Source organism: Acidovorax sp. M2(2025) (assembly GCF_049330835.1).
In the GTDB taxonomy this organism is placed as follows: Bacteria; Pseudomonadota; Gammaproteobacteria; order Burkholderiales; family Burkholderiaceae_C; genus Acidovorax.
In genome coordinates this window covers 3,570,887-3,586,052 of the sequence record NZ_CP186262.1, presented here as the reverse complement: position 1 = coordinate 3,586,052, position 15,166 = coordinate 3,570,887, and the positions used below count along the sequence as shown (strand labels likewise).

15 protein-coding genes and 1 tRNA gene are annotated in these 15,166 nt (G+C 63.1%); all 16 read left to right on the top strand.

Features of this window, described 5'->3' with window-relative positions:
* The first annotated feature begins 3 nt into the window (after nt 1-3).
* The gene (secG, locus tag ACOYR3_RS16575) at nt 4-363 is read left to right on the top strand and encodes a preprotein translocase subunit SecG (protein ID WP_422843422.1); all 360 of its coding nucleotides are present in this window, start codon (nt 4-6) and stop codon (nt 361-363) included.
* 117 nt (nt 364-480) lie between these two features.
* Nucleotides 481-565: transfer RNA gene (locus ACOYR3_RS16570), tRNA-Leu, on the top strand.
* A 72-nt stretch (nt 566-637) separates the two neighbouring features.
* On the top strand, nt 638-997 hold the full coding sequence (locus tag ACOYR3_RS16565; protein ID WP_422843421.1) for an NADH-quinone oxidoreductase subunit A: 360 nt from the start codon (nt 638-640) through the stop codon (nt 995-997).
* Between the two features lie 25 nt (nt 998-1,022).
* The gene (locus ACOYR3_RS16560; RefSeq protein ID WP_007849129.1) at nt 1,023-1,502 is read left to right on the top strand and encodes a NuoB/complex I 20 kDa subunit family protein; all 480 of its coding nucleotides are present in this window, start codon (nt 1,023-1,025) and stop codon (nt 1,500-1,502) included.
* Between the two features lie 10 nt (nt 1,503-1,512).
* On the top strand, nt 1,513-2,124 hold the full coding sequence (locus ACOYR3_RS16555) for an NADH-quinone oxidoreductase subunit C (protein ID WP_422843420.1): 612 nt from the start codon (nt 1,513-1,515) through the stop codon (nt 2,122-2,124).
* 27 nt (nt 2,125-2,151) lie between these two features.
* Complete coding sequence (locus ACOYR3_RS16550) at nt 2,152-3,405, top strand: NADH-quinone oxidoreductase subunit D (RefSeq protein WP_422843419.1); 1,254 nt, start codon at nt 2,152-2,154, stop codon at nt 3,403-3,405.
* On the top strand, nt 3,402-3,890 hold the full coding sequence (gene nuoE / locus ACOYR3_RS16545; RefSeq protein ID WP_422843418.1) for an NADH-quinone oxidoreductase subunit NuoE: 489 nt from the start codon (nt 3,402-3,404) through the stop codon (nt 3,888-3,890). The genes ACOYR3_RS16550 and nuoE overlap by 4 nt, the downstream gene beginning before the upstream one ends.
* Nucleotides 3,890-5,245: an NADH-quinone oxidoreductase subunit NuoF gene (gene nuoF / locus ACOYR3_RS16540; RefSeq protein WP_422843417.1), complete on the top strand. Its 1,356-nt coding sequence runs from the start codon at nt 3,890-3,892 to the stop codon at nt 5,243-5,245. The genes nuoE and nuoF overlap by 1 nt, the downstream gene beginning before the upstream one ends.
* Before the next feature lie 14 nt (nt 5,246-5,259).
* Nucleotides 5,260-7,395 carry an NADH-quinone oxidoreductase subunit NuoG gene (nuoG, locus tag ACOYR3_RS16535; protein WP_422843416.1) on the top strand — a complete coding sequence of 712 codons (2,136 nt, stop codon included), beginning with the start codon at nt 5,260-5,262 and terminating at the stop codon, nt 7,393-7,395.
* A complete protein-coding gene (gene nuoH / locus ACOYR3_RS16530) occupies nt 7,392-8,474 on the top strand; it encodes an NADH-quinone oxidoreductase subunit NuoH (RefSeq protein WP_422843415.1) in 1,083 nt (360 codons plus the stop codon). Before nuoG ends, nuoH begins: the two co-directional genes overlap by 4 nt.
* A 15-nt stretch (nt 8,475-8,489) precedes the next feature.
* Entirely contained in the window at nt 8,490-9,002 is a 513-nt protein-coding gene (gene nuoI, locus ACOYR3_RS16525) for an NADH-quinone oxidoreductase subunit NuoI (protein WP_422843414.1), read from the top strand.
* 50 nt (nt 9,003-9,052) lie between these two features.
* Entirely contained in the window at nt 9,053-9,721 is a 669-nt protein-coding gene (locus ACOYR3_RS16520; RefSeq protein ID WP_422843413.1) for an NADH-quinone oxidoreductase subunit J, read from the top strand.
* On the top strand, nt 9,718-10,026 hold the full coding sequence (gene nuoK / locus ACOYR3_RS16515) for an NADH-quinone oxidoreductase subunit NuoK (RefSeq protein WP_005793248.1): 309 nt from the start codon (nt 9,718-9,720) through the stop codon (nt 10,024-10,026). The genes ACOYR3_RS16520 and nuoK overlap by 4 nt, the downstream gene beginning before the upstream one ends.
* 31 nt (nt 10,027-10,057) lie before the next feature.
* Nucleotides 10,058-12,109: an NADH-quinone oxidoreductase subunit L gene (gene nuoL / locus ACOYR3_RS16510; protein ID WP_422843412.1), complete on the top strand. Its 2,052-nt coding sequence runs from the start codon at nt 10,058-10,060 to the stop codon at nt 12,107-12,109.
* Between the two features lie 12 nt (nt 12,110-12,121).
* Nucleotides 12,122-13,597 carry an NADH-quinone oxidoreductase subunit M gene (locus tag ACOYR3_RS16505; RefSeq protein ID WP_422843411.1) on the top strand — a complete coding sequence of 492 codons (1,476 nt, stop codon included), beginning with the start codon at nt 12,122-12,124 and terminating at the stop codon, nt 13,595-13,597.
* 32 nt (nt 13,598-13,629) lie between these two features.
* A complete protein-coding gene (gene nuoN / locus ACOYR3_RS16500) occupies nt 13,630-15,123 on the top strand; it encodes an NADH-quinone oxidoreductase subunit NuoN (RefSeq protein ID WP_422843410.1) in 1,494 nt (497 codons plus the stop codon).
* Nucleotides 15,124-15,166 lie beyond the last annotated feature (43 nt).

Sequence of the window (15,166 nt, the reverse complement as noted above, 5' to 3'; positions counted from 1 at the left end):
AGAATGAACGTGATCGTGAACTTGGTCCTGGCTGTGCAGATGATCGCAGCCCTGGGGATGATTGGCCTGGTGCTCGTCCAGCACGGCAAGGGTGCTGACATGGGGGCGGCATTCGGCAGCGGCAGTTCCGGCAGCCTGTTTGGCGCCAGCGGCAGTGCCAACTTCCTGTCGCGCACCACCGCGGTGCTGGCGGCAGTGTTCTTTGCTGCGACGCTGGCCCTGGCCTACTTTGGCAACGCCCGCCCCGCCAGTTCGGGCAGCGTGCTGGAAGCGCCTGCCGCCGCACCGGCCGCCGCCGCGTCGGACGCCGCTGTGGCGCCTGCCGTGCCGGCCTCCGGCGCTGCGCAGATCCCGACCAAATAATCTGCTCGAAATTGGACCCTGTAAGCAGAAGCAGGGTTTTTCCGAGGTAGAATTCTGGATTGTCTGGAAAGCCAACGCCGCAAGGCTCCTCATGCCATCCAGACACATGCAAAATCAGCCGTCGTGGTGAAATTGGTAGACACGCTATCTTGAGGGGGTAGTGGCGAAAGCTGTGCGAGTTCGAGTCTCGCCGACGGCACCAAAACAAGGCCTGCCTGTGTGACCCGGCTGGGGTCCTGACAAGCAAGGCATCAGCGGTGAGCACCTCCTCAAGATGAACCTCGATCAGTACCTCCCCGTCCTTTTGTTCATCTTGGTCGGCATTGCCGTCGGGGTGGTCCCTCTGGCGCTGGGTTACATCCTGGGTCCCAACCGCCCGGATGCGGCCAAGAACTCTCCCTACGAGTGTGGCTTTGAGGCCTTCGAGGATGCGCGCATGAAGTTCGATGTGCGCTACTACCTCGTTGCCATTCTCTTCATTCTGTTCGATCTCGAAATCGCATTCCTCTTTCCGTGGGCTGTGACGCTGCACGAAGTGGGGTTTGCCGGCTTTGCTGCGGTCCTGATCTTCCTGGCCATCCTCGTCGTGGGCTTTGCCTACGAGTGGAAAAAGGGTGCCCTGGACTGGGAATAGGCAAGCCCTCAACAAGGATGATGCAATGATTGAAGGCGTGATGAAGGAAGGCTTCATCACCACGAGCTACGACTCCGTGGTGAACTGGGCCAAGACCGGCTCCCTGTGGCCCATGACGTTCGGCCTGGCCTGTTGTGCTGTCGAGATGATGCACGCAGCAGCGGCCCGCTATGACATCGGCCGCTTTGGCGCGGAAGTCTTCCGTGCCAGCCCGCGCCAGTCCGATCTCATGATCGTCGCGGGCACGCTGTGCAACAAGATGGCGCCCGCGCTGCGCAAGGTGTATGACCAGATGTCCGAGCCCCGCTGGGTTCTGTCCATGGGCTCGTGCGCCAATGGCGGCGGCTACTACCACTACAGCTATTCTGTGGTCCGGGGCTGCGACCGCATCGTGCCTGTGGATGTGTACGTGCCCGGCTGCCCGCCCACTGCCGAGGCGCTGATCTACGGGATCATCCAGCTGCAGCAGAAGATCCGCCGTACCAACACCATTGCTCGCGTCTGAAGGTCCGATGATGACTACCCCTGTTGCCATTCGGCCCGAAAAACTCAAGGATACGATTGCTGCCGCGCTGGGTTCCAAGGCGCGGCAGATCACGCTGGCCCTGGACGAGGTCACCGTGGTCGTGGCTGCCCAGGATTACCGCGATGCCATGCAGGTGCTGCGCGACGCGCAAGGTTGCCGCTTCGAGCAGCTGGTGGACCTGTGCGGCGTGGACTATTCCTCCTACGGCGACGGAGCGAACGAGGGCGCCCGCTACTGCGTGGTGTCGCATCTGCTGTCGGTCAGCCTGAACCAGCGCGTGCGGGTCAAGGTGTTCTGCGCGGATGATGATTTCCCGGTCATTGCGTCCGTGGCCGACCTCTGGAATTCCGCCAACTGGTACGAGCGCGAGGCGTTCGACCTGTTCGGCATCGTGTTCGACGGGCACAACGATCTGCGCCGCATCCTCACGGACTACGGTTTCATCGGCCATCCCTTCCGCAAGGACTTCCCGCTGTCCGGCCATGTCGAGATGCGCTATGACACCGAGCAGCGCCGCGTGGTCTACGAGCCGGTGTCCATCGAGCCGCGCGAGATCACCCCGCGCATCATCCGCGAAGACAAGTACGGAGGCCTGCACTGAGCCGCTCGGCGTCTCACGTGATACATCATGGCTGAAATCAAGAACTATTCCCTGAACTTTGGTCCGCAGCACCCGGCCGCGCACGGCGTGCTGCGTCTGGTGCTGGAGCTCGACGGTGAGGTCGTGCAGCGCGCCGACCCGCACATCGGGCTTCTGCACCGTGCCACGGAGAAGCTGGCCGAGCACAAGACCTACATCCAGTCGCTGCCCTACATGGACCGGCTGGACTACGTGTCGATGATGTGCAACGAGCACGCCTACTGCCTGGCCATCGAGAAGCTGCTGGGCCTGGAAGTGCCCGTGCGCGCGCAGTACATCCGCGTGATGTTCTCGGAAATCACGCGCCTGCTGAACCACCTCATGTGGCTGGGCTCGCACGGCAACGACTGCGGCAGCTCCACCATCCTGATCTACACCTTCCGCGAGCGCGAAGACCTGTTCGATATGTACGAGGCCGTCTCCGGCGCGCGCATGCATGCAGCCTACTTCCGTCCGGGCGGCGTGTACCGCGACCTGCCGGACAGCATGCCGCAGTACAAGGCCAGCAAGATCAAGAACGCGAAGGCGCTGGAGGCCCTGAACCAGAACCGCCAGGGCTCGCTGCTGGACTTCATCGACGACTTCACCCAGCGCTTCCCTGCCTGCGTGGACGAATACGAGACGCTGCTTACCGACAACCGCATCTGGAAGCAGCGCACCGTGGGCATTGGCGTCGTGCCGCCCGAGCGTGCGCTCAACCTGGGCATGACCGGCCCGATGCTGCGGGGCTCCGGCATCGCATGGGATCTGCGCAAGACCCAGCCCTACGATGTGTACGACCGCGTCGATTTCGACATCCCCGTGGGCAAGACCGGTGATTGCTACGACCGCTACCTGGTGCGCGTGCAGGAAATGCGCGAGTCCAACCGCATCATCAAGCAGTGCGTGGACTGGCTGCGCGCCAACCCCGGCCCCGTGATCACGGACAACCACAAGGTGGCGCCGCCCGCGCGCGAATCCATGAAGTCGAACATGGAGGAGCTGATCCACCACTTCAAGCTCTTCACGGAAGGCTTCCGCGTGCCCGAGGGCGAGGCCTATGCCGCGGTGGAGCATCCCAAGGGCGAGTTCGGCATCTATCTGGTGAGCGACGGCGCCAACAAGCCCTACCGCCTGAAGATCCGCGCACCCGGTTTTGCCCACCTGGCGACGCTCGATGAAATGGCGCGCGGCCACATGATTGCGGATGCCGTGGCCATCATTGGCACCATGGACATCGTGTTCGGAGAGATTGACCGATGATTACCGAAGCGACGAAGGCGCGTTTTGCGCGTGAAGTGGCCAAGTACCCGCCCGAGCAGAAGCAGTCGGCCGTGATGGCCTGCCTGTCCATCGTGCAGCAGGAAGAGGGCTGGGTCAGCGCCGAGAGCGAAGCGGTCATTGCCGAATACCTCGGCATGCCCCAGATCGCCGTGCACGAAGTCACGACGTTCTACAACATGTACAACCAGCAGCCGGTGGGCAAGTACAAGCTCAACGTCTGCACCAACCTGCCGTGCCAATTGCGCGACGGCCAGAAGGCGCTGCACCACCTGGAAAAGAAGCTGGGCGTGTCCATGGGCGAGACCACGGCAGACGGCCTGTTCACCTTGCAGCAGTGCGAGTGCCTGGGCGCGTGTGCGGATGCGCCGGTGATGCTGGTCAATGACCGCACCATGTGCAGCTTCATGGACAACGACAAGCTCGACCAGCTGGTCGATGGCCTGCGCGCCGCGGAGGGCAAGTGATGACCACGGCAGCACAGATTCTTTCCCAGTTCCGTGCCACGGGCGTTCAGACCTGCTTCCACGACCGCCACATCAACCCGCAGATCTATGCGGGCCTGGACGGCACGAACTGGAGCCTCAAGGACTACGAAGCGCGCGGCGGCTACCAGGCCCTGCGCAAGATCCTGGGCAAGGATGGCGGCGAAGGGCTCAGCCAGGACCAGGTCATTGCCACGGTCAAGGAGTCGGGTTTGCGTGGCCGCGGCGGTGCGGGCTTTCCCACGGGCCTGAAATGGAGCTTCATGCCTCGCTCGTTCCCGGGCCAGAAGTACCTGGTCTGCAATTCGGACGAAGGTGAGCCCGGTACCTGCAAGGACCGCGACATCCTGCAGTTCAACCCGCACATCGTCATCGAAGGCATGATCATTGCCGCGTACGCGATGGGCATCACCGTGGGCTACAACTACATCCACGGCGAGATCTTCCAGACGTACGAGCGTTTCGAAGCCGCCCTGGAAGAAGCCCGCGCGGCCGGCTACCTGGGCGACAACATCCTGGGCGGCAGCTTCAGCTTCCAGCTGCACGCGGCCCACGGCTTCGGCGCCTACATCTGCGGCGAGGAAACGGCGCTGCTGGAATCGCTGGAAGGCAAGAAGGGCCAACCGCGCTTCAAGCCGCCGTTCCCGGCCAGCTTCGGCCTGTACGGCAAGCCCACCACCATCAACAACACCGAAACGTTCGCGGCGGTGCCCTGGATCATCCGCAATGGCGGACAGGCCTACCTGGAATGCGGCAAGCCCAACAACGGCGGCACCAAAATCTTTTCGGTGTCCGGCGACGTGGAAAAGCCCGGCAACTACGAGATCCCGCTGGGCACGCCGTTTGCCAAGCTGCTCGAGCTGGCCGGTGGCGTGCGCAAGGGGCGTCAGCTCAAGGCGGTGATTCCTGGCGGCTCGTCCGCGCCCGTGCTGCCCGCATCCATCATCATGGAATGCACGATGGACTACGACTCCATCGCCAAGGCCGGCTCCATGCTGGGTTCGGGCGCCGTGATCGTCATGGACGACTCCCGCAGCATGGTCGAGAGCCTGCTGCGCCTGTCGTACTTCTATTCGCACGAGTCCTGCGGCCAGTGCACACCGTGCCGTGAAGGCACGGGCTGGATGTGGCGGGTCATCGACCGCATCCAGCATGCCCAGGGCCGCGAAGGCGACCTGGACCTGCTCAATTCCGTGGCCGACAACATCCAGGGCCGCACGATCTGTGCACTGGGTGATGCCGCTGCCATGCCCGTGCGCGCCATGCTCAAGCACTTCCGTCCCGAGTTTGAGGCACTGATCCGGAACAAGGCCCCACAGGCTGCGACCTCCGCCTGATCGCGAGAAGACATATGGTTGAAATTGAACTGGACGGCCAGAAAGTGGAAGTCGCCGAAGGCTGCATGGTGATGCATGCGGCCGAGAAGGCGGGCACCTATATTCCGCATTTCTGCTACCACAAGAAGCTTTCGATCGCGGCGAACTGCCGCATGTGCCTGGTGGACGTGGAGAAGGCTCCCAAGCCCATGCCCGCCTGCGCCACGCCCGTGACGCAAGGCATGATCGTGCGGACCAAGAGCGACAAGGCCATCAAGGCCCAGCAGTCGGTCATGGAGTTCCTGCTGATCAACCACCCGCTGGATTGCCCCATCTGCGACCAGGGCGGTGAGTGCCAGCTGCAGGATCTCGCCGTGGGCTACGGCGGCTCGTCGTCGCGCTACGAAGAGGAAAAGCGTGTCGTGGCCCACAAGGACGTGGGGCCGCTGATCTCCATGGAAGAGATGAGCCGCTGCATCCATTGCACCCGCTGCGTGCGCTTCGGCCAGGAAGTTGCCGGCGTGATGGAGCTGGGCATGGTCAACCGGGGCGAGCATTCCGAAATCACCACGGTGATGGGCGATACGGTGGACTCCGAACTCTCGGGCAACATGATCGATATCTGCCCCGTCGGAGCCCTGACCAGCAAGCCGTTCCGCTACAGCGCCCGCACGTGGGAACTGTCGCGCCGCCGCTCGGTGAGTCCGCACGACTCCACCGGTGCCAACCTGATCGTGCAGGTCAAGAACCACAAGGTCATGCGTGTGGTCCCGCTGGAAAACGAGGCTGTCAACGAGTGCTGGATCGCCGACCGAGACCGCTTCTCCTACGAGGCCCTGAACGGTGACGAGCGTTTGACCCGCCCCATGCTCAAGCAAGGTGGCGTGTGGCAGGAAACGGACTGGCAGACGGCCCTGGAATACGTGGCCAACGGCCTCAAGAACATCAAGAACGAACACGGCGCCGGCGGCATCGGTGCGCTGGTGAGCCCGCACAGCACGGTCGAGGAACTGTACCTGGCCTCCGCTCTGGTGCGCGGCCTGGGCAGCGACAACATCGACTACCGCCTGCGCAACGCGGAATTCGCGGTGCCCGAAGGCGTTCGCTGGCTCGGTACCTCGATTGCCTCGCTGTCCACGTTGCAGCGCGTGCTGGTGGTGGGCTCCAACCTGCGCAAGGACCATCCGCTGTTCGCGCAGCGCATCCGGCAAGCGGCCCGCCACGGCTGCCAAGTCACCGCCATTGATGCGGTGGCGCGCGACTGGGCGCTTCCTGTGGCCCAGTGGGTGGTGCAGGGCGCCAGCCAATGGGTGCAGGTTCTCGGCGGCATTGCCTCCGCAGTGGCCCAGGAGAAGGGCGTCGCCGCACCCGCTGGCGCGGCGGCTGCCGACGAAGCGGCCGTGGCCATCGCCCGGTCTTTGCTGGGCGGCGAGCGCAAGGCGGTGCTGCTTGGCAATGCCGCTGCGCACCACGCACAAGCCACGCAGCTGTTGGCCCTGGCCAACTGGATTGGCGAGCATACGGGCGCGACGGTCGGCTACCTGACCGAGGCGGCCAACACGGTGGGCGCGCAATTCGTGGGCGCACACCCGGTCAACGGTGGTTTGAATGCTGCTCAGATGCTCTCCGGTGGGGTGAAGGCCGCAGTGCTGCTCAACACCGAGCCTGTCCATGATTCCGCAGTGGGCGCGCAGGCTGCTGGGGCCCTGTCTGGTGCAGACATGGTGGTGACGCTGAGTCCCTTCAAGGCCAACCTGGAGTTCAGTGACGTCTTGTTGCCAATCGCTCCGTTCACTGAAACGTCCGGCAGCTTCATCAACGCCGAAGGGCGTCTGCAAAGCTTCCACGCCGTGGTGAAGCCGCTGGGCGACACCCGTCCCGCCTGGAAGGTGCTGCGCGTGCTGGCCAATCTACTGGGGGTTCCCGGCTTCGATTTCGAGACCTCGCAGGATGTGCTGGCGCGGGCGACCAATGCGCCCGCCGGTTCTGTGGCCCAGCTGGGCGCCGACCAGCTCTCCAACAAGGTGTCGCAGTCGCCTGCAACCGCGCCCGCTGCCGCTGCTGCGGAGCCGGTCGTGGCCTCCATCTACCAACTGGACGGCCTTGTGCGCCGTTCGCCGTCGCTGCAACTGACTGCCGACGCACGCATGGCACGCGAGGTGGCCGCATGATCGACGCACTCTACAACGGCGGGTTGAACCTGCTGCCCTTCGGCTGGTGGGCCGCCGTGGCCTGGCCGGTGCTCTGGATCCTGATCAAGATCGTGTGCATCCTGGCACCGCTGATGGGCGCCGTGGCCTACCTGACGCTCTGGGAGCGCAAGCTGCTGGGCTTCATGCAGGTCCGCTACGGTCCGAACCGCGTGGGCCCCATGGGCTTGCTGCAGCCTATTGCCGATGCCTTGAAGCTGCTGACCAAGGAAATCATCCAGCCCGCGGCCGCGAGCAAGGGCCTGTTCGTACTTGGGCCCGTGATGGCCATCATGCCCGCGCTCGCTGCATGGGTGGCCATTCCGTTCGGTCCGGATGTGGCCCTGGCCAACGTGAATGCCGGCCTGCTGCTGATCATGGCCATTACCTCCATCGAGGTGTATGGCGTGATCATCGCCGGCTGGGCGTCCAACTCCAAGTACGCCTTCCTGGGGGCGCTGCGCGCCTCGGCCCAGATGGTGAGCTATGAAATCGCGATGGGCTTCTGCTTCCTCGTGGTGATCATGGTGTCCGGCAGCATGAACCTCACGGAAATCGTGATGGGGCAGGGCCGCGGCATGGCGGCCGACAAGGGCCTGGTGTTCCTGTCGTGGAACTGGCTGCCCCTGCTGCCGATCTTCCTCGTCTACCTGATTTCGGGCGTGGCCGAAACCAACCGCCACCCGTTCGACGTGGTGGAAGGCGAAGCGGAAATCGTGGCTGGCCACATGGTCGAGTATTCGGGCATGGGCTTCGCGATCTTCTTCCTGGCCGAATACGCCAGCATGTGGCTCGTGTCGATCCTGGCGGCGCTGATGTTTTTGGGCGGCTGGCTGCCCCCCGTGGACAGTGCGCTCTTCAACTGGATTCCCGGGTGGATCTGGCTGGGCATCAAGACCTTCCTGGTGGTGTCCATGTTCATCTGGATCCGCGCCACCTTCCCGCGCTTCCGCTATGACCAGATCATGCGGCTGGGTTGGAAGATCTTCATTCCGGTCACCCTGGTGTGGCTGCTCATCGTGGGTGGGTGGTTGCTCTCGCCCTGGAACATCTGGAAATAAGCGGGGACAACACGTATGACTGCTACTGTTGCTGCTGCACCTTTTTCCCTGAGGGACTTTCTCAAGAGCTTCATGCTCGTGGAGTTGGCCAAGGGCATGGCCTTGACGGGCCGCTACGCATTCCGCCGCAAGGTCACGGTTCAGTTTCCGGAAGAGAAGACGCCGCTGTCGCCGCGTTTCCGCGGCCTGCACGCCTTGCGCCGGTACGACAACGGCGAGGAGCGCTGCATTGCCTGCAAGCTGTGCGAAGCCGTGTGTCCCGCGATGGCGATCACCATCGAATCCGACGTGCGGGCCGACGGCTCGCGCCGCACCACGCGCTACGACATCGACCTGACAAAGTGCATCTTCTGCGGGTTCTGCGAGGAGAGCTGCCCTGTCGATTCGATCGTGGAAACGCATATCTTCGAATACCACGGAGAAAAGCGCGGCGATCTGTATTTCACGAAGGACATGCTCCTGGCCGTGGGTGACCGGTACGAAGGCGAGATCGCTGCGGCAAAAGCCGCCGACGCCAAGTACCGCTGAGCGGTGATGGGTTCAGCCTCGTTGCCCGACTTTCTATAAAAGACCGACCCATGGACGCCAAGACCGGTTTCTTCTACCTCTTCTCGGTTGTGCTGCTGTTTGCAGCCTTCCGGGTGATTACCGCCCGCAACCCCGTGCATGCGGTGCTGTACCTCATCCTCGCGTTCTCGCAGGCGGCTGCTGTGTGGCTGCTGCTCAAGGCCGAGTTCCTGGCCATTGCCCTGGTGCTGGTGTACCTGGGCGCGGTGATGGTGCTGTTCCTGTTCGTGGTGATGATGCTGGACATCCACATCGACACCGTGCGCAAGGGGTTCTGGAAGCACTTTCCCCTGGCAGCGACGGTGGGCGCCCTGATCGCGCTCGAGATGGCTGCCGTGCTGATGGGCGGCTTTCGCAGCATGGACGAACCCAAGGCCATCGCGGCCGTGGTGGATGCCGCGGGCCAGGTGGTGCCTTATTCCAACACCAAGGCGCTGGGCAAGCTGCTCTACACCGAATACCTCTTCCCGGTGGAAATCGCTGCCGTGATCCTGCTGGTGGCCATGGTGGCGGCCATTGCCCTGACCCTGCGCCATCGCAAGGACAGCAAGGCCATCAATCCGTCGGTGCAAATTCGCGTGCGGGCTGCGGACCGTCTGGAAGTGGTGAAGCTGGCAGCGACCCAGAAGCCTGCCGCTGAAGTGGCCGCCGAGCCTGCTGCCGAGGAGAAAAAAGCATGACGCTGACGTTGGGACACTTCCTCTCTCTGGGCGCGATGCTGTTCGCGCTGGCGGTGATCGGCATTTTCCTGAACCGCAAGAACCTGATCGTGCTGCTGATGGCGATCGAGCTGATGCTGCTGGCGGTCAACATGAACTTCGTGGCGTTCTCCCATTACCTGGGCGACATGCACGGGCAGGTCTTCGTGTTTTTCATCCTGACGGTGGCGGCGGCCGAGTCCGCCATTGGCCTGGCCATCCTGGTGCTGTTGTTCCGCAACAAGTCCAGCATCAACGCGGAAGACCTCAACACCCTCAAGGGTTGATGGACTGCCAGTATTCCCAAGGTTCTCAAGAATGAGTCAAACCCTCTCTGCTTCAACGCTCCTGGCTGTGCCACTGGCCCCGCTGGCGGGCGCCTTGCTGGCCGGTATCTTCGGCACGACCTTTGGTGGTAACTGGATTGGCCGCCGCCTGAGCCACACCCTGACGATCCTGGGGGTGCTGGTGGCGTTCGTGCTGTCCGCGATGACCCTCAAGAGCGTGGCGCTGGACGGTGCTCGCTTCAATGAAACCCTCTACACCTGGATGGTGGTGGGTGGACTGAAGATGGAAGTGGGCTTCCTGGTGGACAGCCTGACGGCCATGATGATGGTGGTGGTGACCTTCGTGTCGCTGATGGTGCACATCTACACCATCGGCTACATGGAAGAGGATGACGGCTACAACCGTTTCTTCGCCTACATCTCGCTGTTCACGTTCTCCATGCTCATGCTGGTCATGAGCAACAACCTGCTGCAGCTGTTCTTCGGCTGGGAAGCGGTGGGTCTGGTGTCGTACCTGCTGATCGGCTTCTGGTTCAACAAGCCCTCGGCCATCTTTGCCAACATGAAGGCCTTCCTGGTCAACCGCGTGGGCGACTTTGGCTTCATCCTGGGTATCGGCCTGATTGCGGCGTATGCGGGAACGCTGAACTACAGCGAGATCTTTGCCAAGGCAGGTGAACTGGGCGGTTTGCCCTTCCCCGGCACCCAGTGGATGCTGATCACCGTCATCTGCATCTGCCTGTTCATCGGCGCCATGGGCAAGTCGGCCCAGTTCCCGCTGCACGTGTGGCTGCCGGACTCCATGGAAGGCCCCACGCCCATTTCGGCGCTGATCCACGCGGCCACCATGGTGACCGCCGGCATCTTCATGGTGTCGCGCATGTCGCCGCTGTTTGAGCTGTCGGAAACCGCGCTCAACTTCATCATGGTGATCGGTGCCATCACGGCGCTGTTCATGGGCTTCCTGGGCATCATCCAGAACGACATCAAGCGCGTGGTGGCGTATTCCACGCTGTCCCAGCTGGGCTACATGACGGTGGCGCTCGGTGCGTCGGCCTATTCGGTGGCGGTGTTCCACCTGATGACCCATGCCTTCTTCAAGGCCCTGCTGTTCCTCGGCGCGGGTTCCGTCATCATGGGCATGCACCACAACCAGGACATCCGCTGGATGGGTGGCGTGCGCAAGTACATGCCCATCACCTGGCTCACTTCGCTGCTGGGTTCGCTGGCGCTCATCGGTACCCCGCTGTTCTCGGGCTTCTATTCCAAGGACAGCATCATCGAGGCGGTGCATTTCAGCCATCTGCCGGCTGCTGGTTTTGCGCACTTTGCCGTCCTGGCCGGCGTGTTCATCACCGCGTTCTATTCGTTCCGCATGTATTTCCTGGTCTTCCACGGCAAGGAGCGCTACGACCAGAATCCGGATGCGCACCACGACGACCACCACGGCCATGACGACCACCATGGGCACGATGCCAAGCCGCACGAGTCCCCCTGGGTGGTGACGGTGCCGCTGGTGCTGTTGGCGATCCCCTCGGTGGTAGTGGGCTTCATGTTCATCCAGCCCATGCTGTTCGGCGACTTCTTCAAGGACGTGATCTTTATCGATGCCGCCAAGCACCCGGCGATGGCCAAGCTCGCCGAAGAGTTCCACGGCCCCGTGGCCATGGCCCTGCACGGCTTGCAGACCGCGCCGTTCTGGCTGGCGCTGGCCGGGGTGGTCCTGGCGTACTACATGTACATGGTCAACCCGGCGGTGCCTGCGGCGCTCAAGCGGTTCTTTGAATCGGTCGGCATCTACCAGCTGCTGGAAAACAAGTACGGCATGGACTGGATCAATGAAAACATCCTGGCCCGCGGTGCGCGCGCTCTGGGCGTGGGCTTGTGGAAGGGCGGCGACCAGGCCGTCATCGATGGTGCCCTGGTGAATGGTTCCTGGCGCATCGTGGGGGCGGTGTCCGGCGTCGTGCGCTGGCTGCAGTCGGGCTTTGTCTTCCACTACGCGCTGGTGATGATCCTGGGGGTCTTCGCACTGATGACCTGGTTTGTCTGGGGTGACGCTGTGTTGCGGCTCATCAAATAAGGAAAACAACAAATGGGTCTGTTGAGTCTTGCAATCTGGACGCCGATCGCCTTCGGTGTGCTGCTGCTGGCCCTTGGGCGGGATGAGCATGCACGGGCGGTGCGGTGGATCGCGCTGCTGGGGGCCTTGATCGGCTTCCTGGTCACGTTGCCGCTATATGGCGGGTTCGAGCTGGGCACGGCCGCGATGCAGTTCGTGGAAAAGGCGGCGTGGATCGAACGCTTCAACATCCATTACCACCTGGGTGTGGATGGCATTTCGTTCTGGTTCGTGCCCCTCACGGCGTTCATCACCGTGATCGTGGTGGTCGCTTCGTGGGAGTCGATCACCGAACGCGTCAACCAGTACATGGGTGCGTTCCTGATCCTGTCCGGCCTCATGATCGGCGTGTTCGCGGCACTGGACGGCATGCTGTTCTACGTGTTCTTCGAGGCCACGCTGATCCCGATGTACCTCATCATCGGTATCTGGGGCGGCCCCAACAAGATCTACGCGGCGTTCAAGTTCTTCCTGTACACGCTGCTCGGCTCGCTGCTGATGCTGATTGCGCTGATCTACCTGTACAACCAGTCGGGTGGCAGCTTCGACATCGCCACCTGGCACCAGCTGCCGCTGGGGGCCCGTGCCCAGACGCTGCTGTTCTTTGCCTTCTTCGCAGCCTTTGCCGTGAAGGTGCCGATGTGGCCGGTGCACACCTGGCTGCCCGACGTGCACGTGGAAGCGCCCACAGGCGGCTCCGCCGTGCTGGCCGCCATCATGCTGAAGCTGGGGGCCTATGGCTTCCTGCGCTTCTCGCTGCCCATCGCCCCCGACGCGTCCCGCGAATGGGCCTGGCTGATGATCGGCCTGTCGCTGATCGCCGTGATCTACGTGGGCCTGGTGGCCATGGTCCAGAAGGACATGAAGAAGCTGGTGGCGTATTCGTCTGTGGCGCACATGGGCTTCGTCACGCTGGGCTTCTTCATCTTCAACGACCTGGGCGTGTCCGGCGGCCTGGTGCAGATGATTGCCCACGGTTTCGTGTCCGGCGCCATGTTCCTGTCCATCGGTGTGCTGTACGACCGGGTGCACTCGCGGGAAATCGCGGCCTATGGCGGCGTGGTCAACACCATGCCCAACTTCACGGCCTTTGCGCTGCTGTTCGCCATGGCCAACTGCGGCCTGCCGGGTACGGCTGGTTTCGTGGGCGAGTGGATGGTGATCCTGGGGGCGGTCAAGGCCAACTTCTGGATTGGCGTGGCCGCGGCCACGGCACTGATCTTTGGCGCCGCCTACACCCTCTGGATGTTCAAGCGCGTCTACCTGGGCCCGGTGGCCAATGACAACGTGAAGGGCCTGAGCGACATCGTGACCCGCGAATTCCTGGTGCTGGCCGTGCTGGGCGCTGCCGTGCTGGCCATGGGCCTGTTCCCGCGCCCCTTCACGGATGTGATGGATGTCTCCGTGGCGGAGCTGCTCAAGCATGTCGCGCTGTCCAAGCTGAATTGAGCGAACCCAGACTGAACTGAGAGATTCCAAAGATGATTGACAACATCAGCTGGCTCGCGATTTACCCTGAAATCGTGCTGTTGACGATGGCCTGCGTGATCGCGCTGGTCGATCTGGGGGTGCACAGCGCCCGGCGTACTGGCACCTATGTGCTGACCATGCTCACCCTGGCCGTGGTTGCGGCCTTGCAGGGCCTCTATGCCACGGGCGGCAACACCTTCTACGGCTTCGGCAACATGGTGGTGAGCGATGCCATGGGCAACTGGCTCAAGTGCTTTGCCACGGTGGCCATGATGATCACGCTGGTCTATGCCCGCCCCTACGCGGCCGACCGCGGAATGCTGCGCGGCGGTGAAATGTTCACGCTGTCGATGTTCGCGCTGCTGGGCATGTTCATCATGATCTCGGGCAACAACTTCCTCGTGATCTACCTGGGCCTGGAATTGCTGACCCTGTCGAGCTATGCCCTGGTGGCCCTGCGCCGCGACAACGCCACCGCCACCGAGGCGGCCATGAAGTACTTCGTGCTGGGCGCCATGGCCAGCGGCTTCCTGCTGTACGGCCTGTCCATGGTCTACGGCGCCACCGGCTCGCTCGATATCGGCCAGGTGTTCAAGGCCGTCAACTCCGGCCAGATCCGCCACCAGGTGCTGGTGTTCGGCCTGGTGTTCGTCGTGGCCGGCCTGGCGTTCAAGCTGGGTGTGGTGCCTTTCCACATGTGGATTCCCGACGTGTACCAGGGCGCGCCCACGGCGGTGACGCTGATGATCGGCGGCGCCCCCAAGCTGGCGGCTTTCGCGATCACCATCCGCCTGCTGGTGGACGGCCTGCTGCCGCTGGCGATCGACTGGCAGCAAATGCTGGCGGTGCTGGCCATCGGTTCGCTGCTGGTGGGCAATCTGGCGGCCATTGCGCAGACCAACCTCAAGCGCATGCTGGCGTACTCCACCATCTCGCAGATGGGGTTTGTGCTGCTGGGCCTGATGTCGGGGGTGGTGAACGGCAACGTGGATGCCACCGCCGTGGAAAACGCCTACAGCGCGTCCATGTTCTACGTGATCACCTATGTGCTCACCACCCTGGCTGCATTCGGCGTGATGCTGCTGCTGGCCCGGGAAGGCTTTGAAAGCGAAGAGATTTCCGACTTTGCCGGCCTGAACCAGCGCAGCCCGCTGTACGCCGGCATCATGTCGGTGTGCCTGTTCTCGATGGCCGGCATTCCGCCGATGGTCGGCTTCTATGCCAAGCTGGCCGTGCTGCAGGCCCTGGTGGCGTCCGGCCAGACCCTGTACATGGCGATGGCGGTGTTCGCGGTCATCATGTCCCTGATCGGCGCGTTCTATTACCTGCGCGTGGTCAAGGTGATGTACTTTGATGCCCCGCTGACAGCCTCCAACGTGGCGGCCCCCGCCGATGTGCGCGTGGTGCTCACCCTCAACGGTGCGCTGTTGCTGGTGCTAGGCCTGCTGCCGGGTGGCCTGATGGCGCTGTGCGCGGACGCCGTCGTGCGCGCGCTGGCGACCTGAGCCCCGCAGCAGGACCCGTCCGCTCCTCGCTCGATCCTCTCGC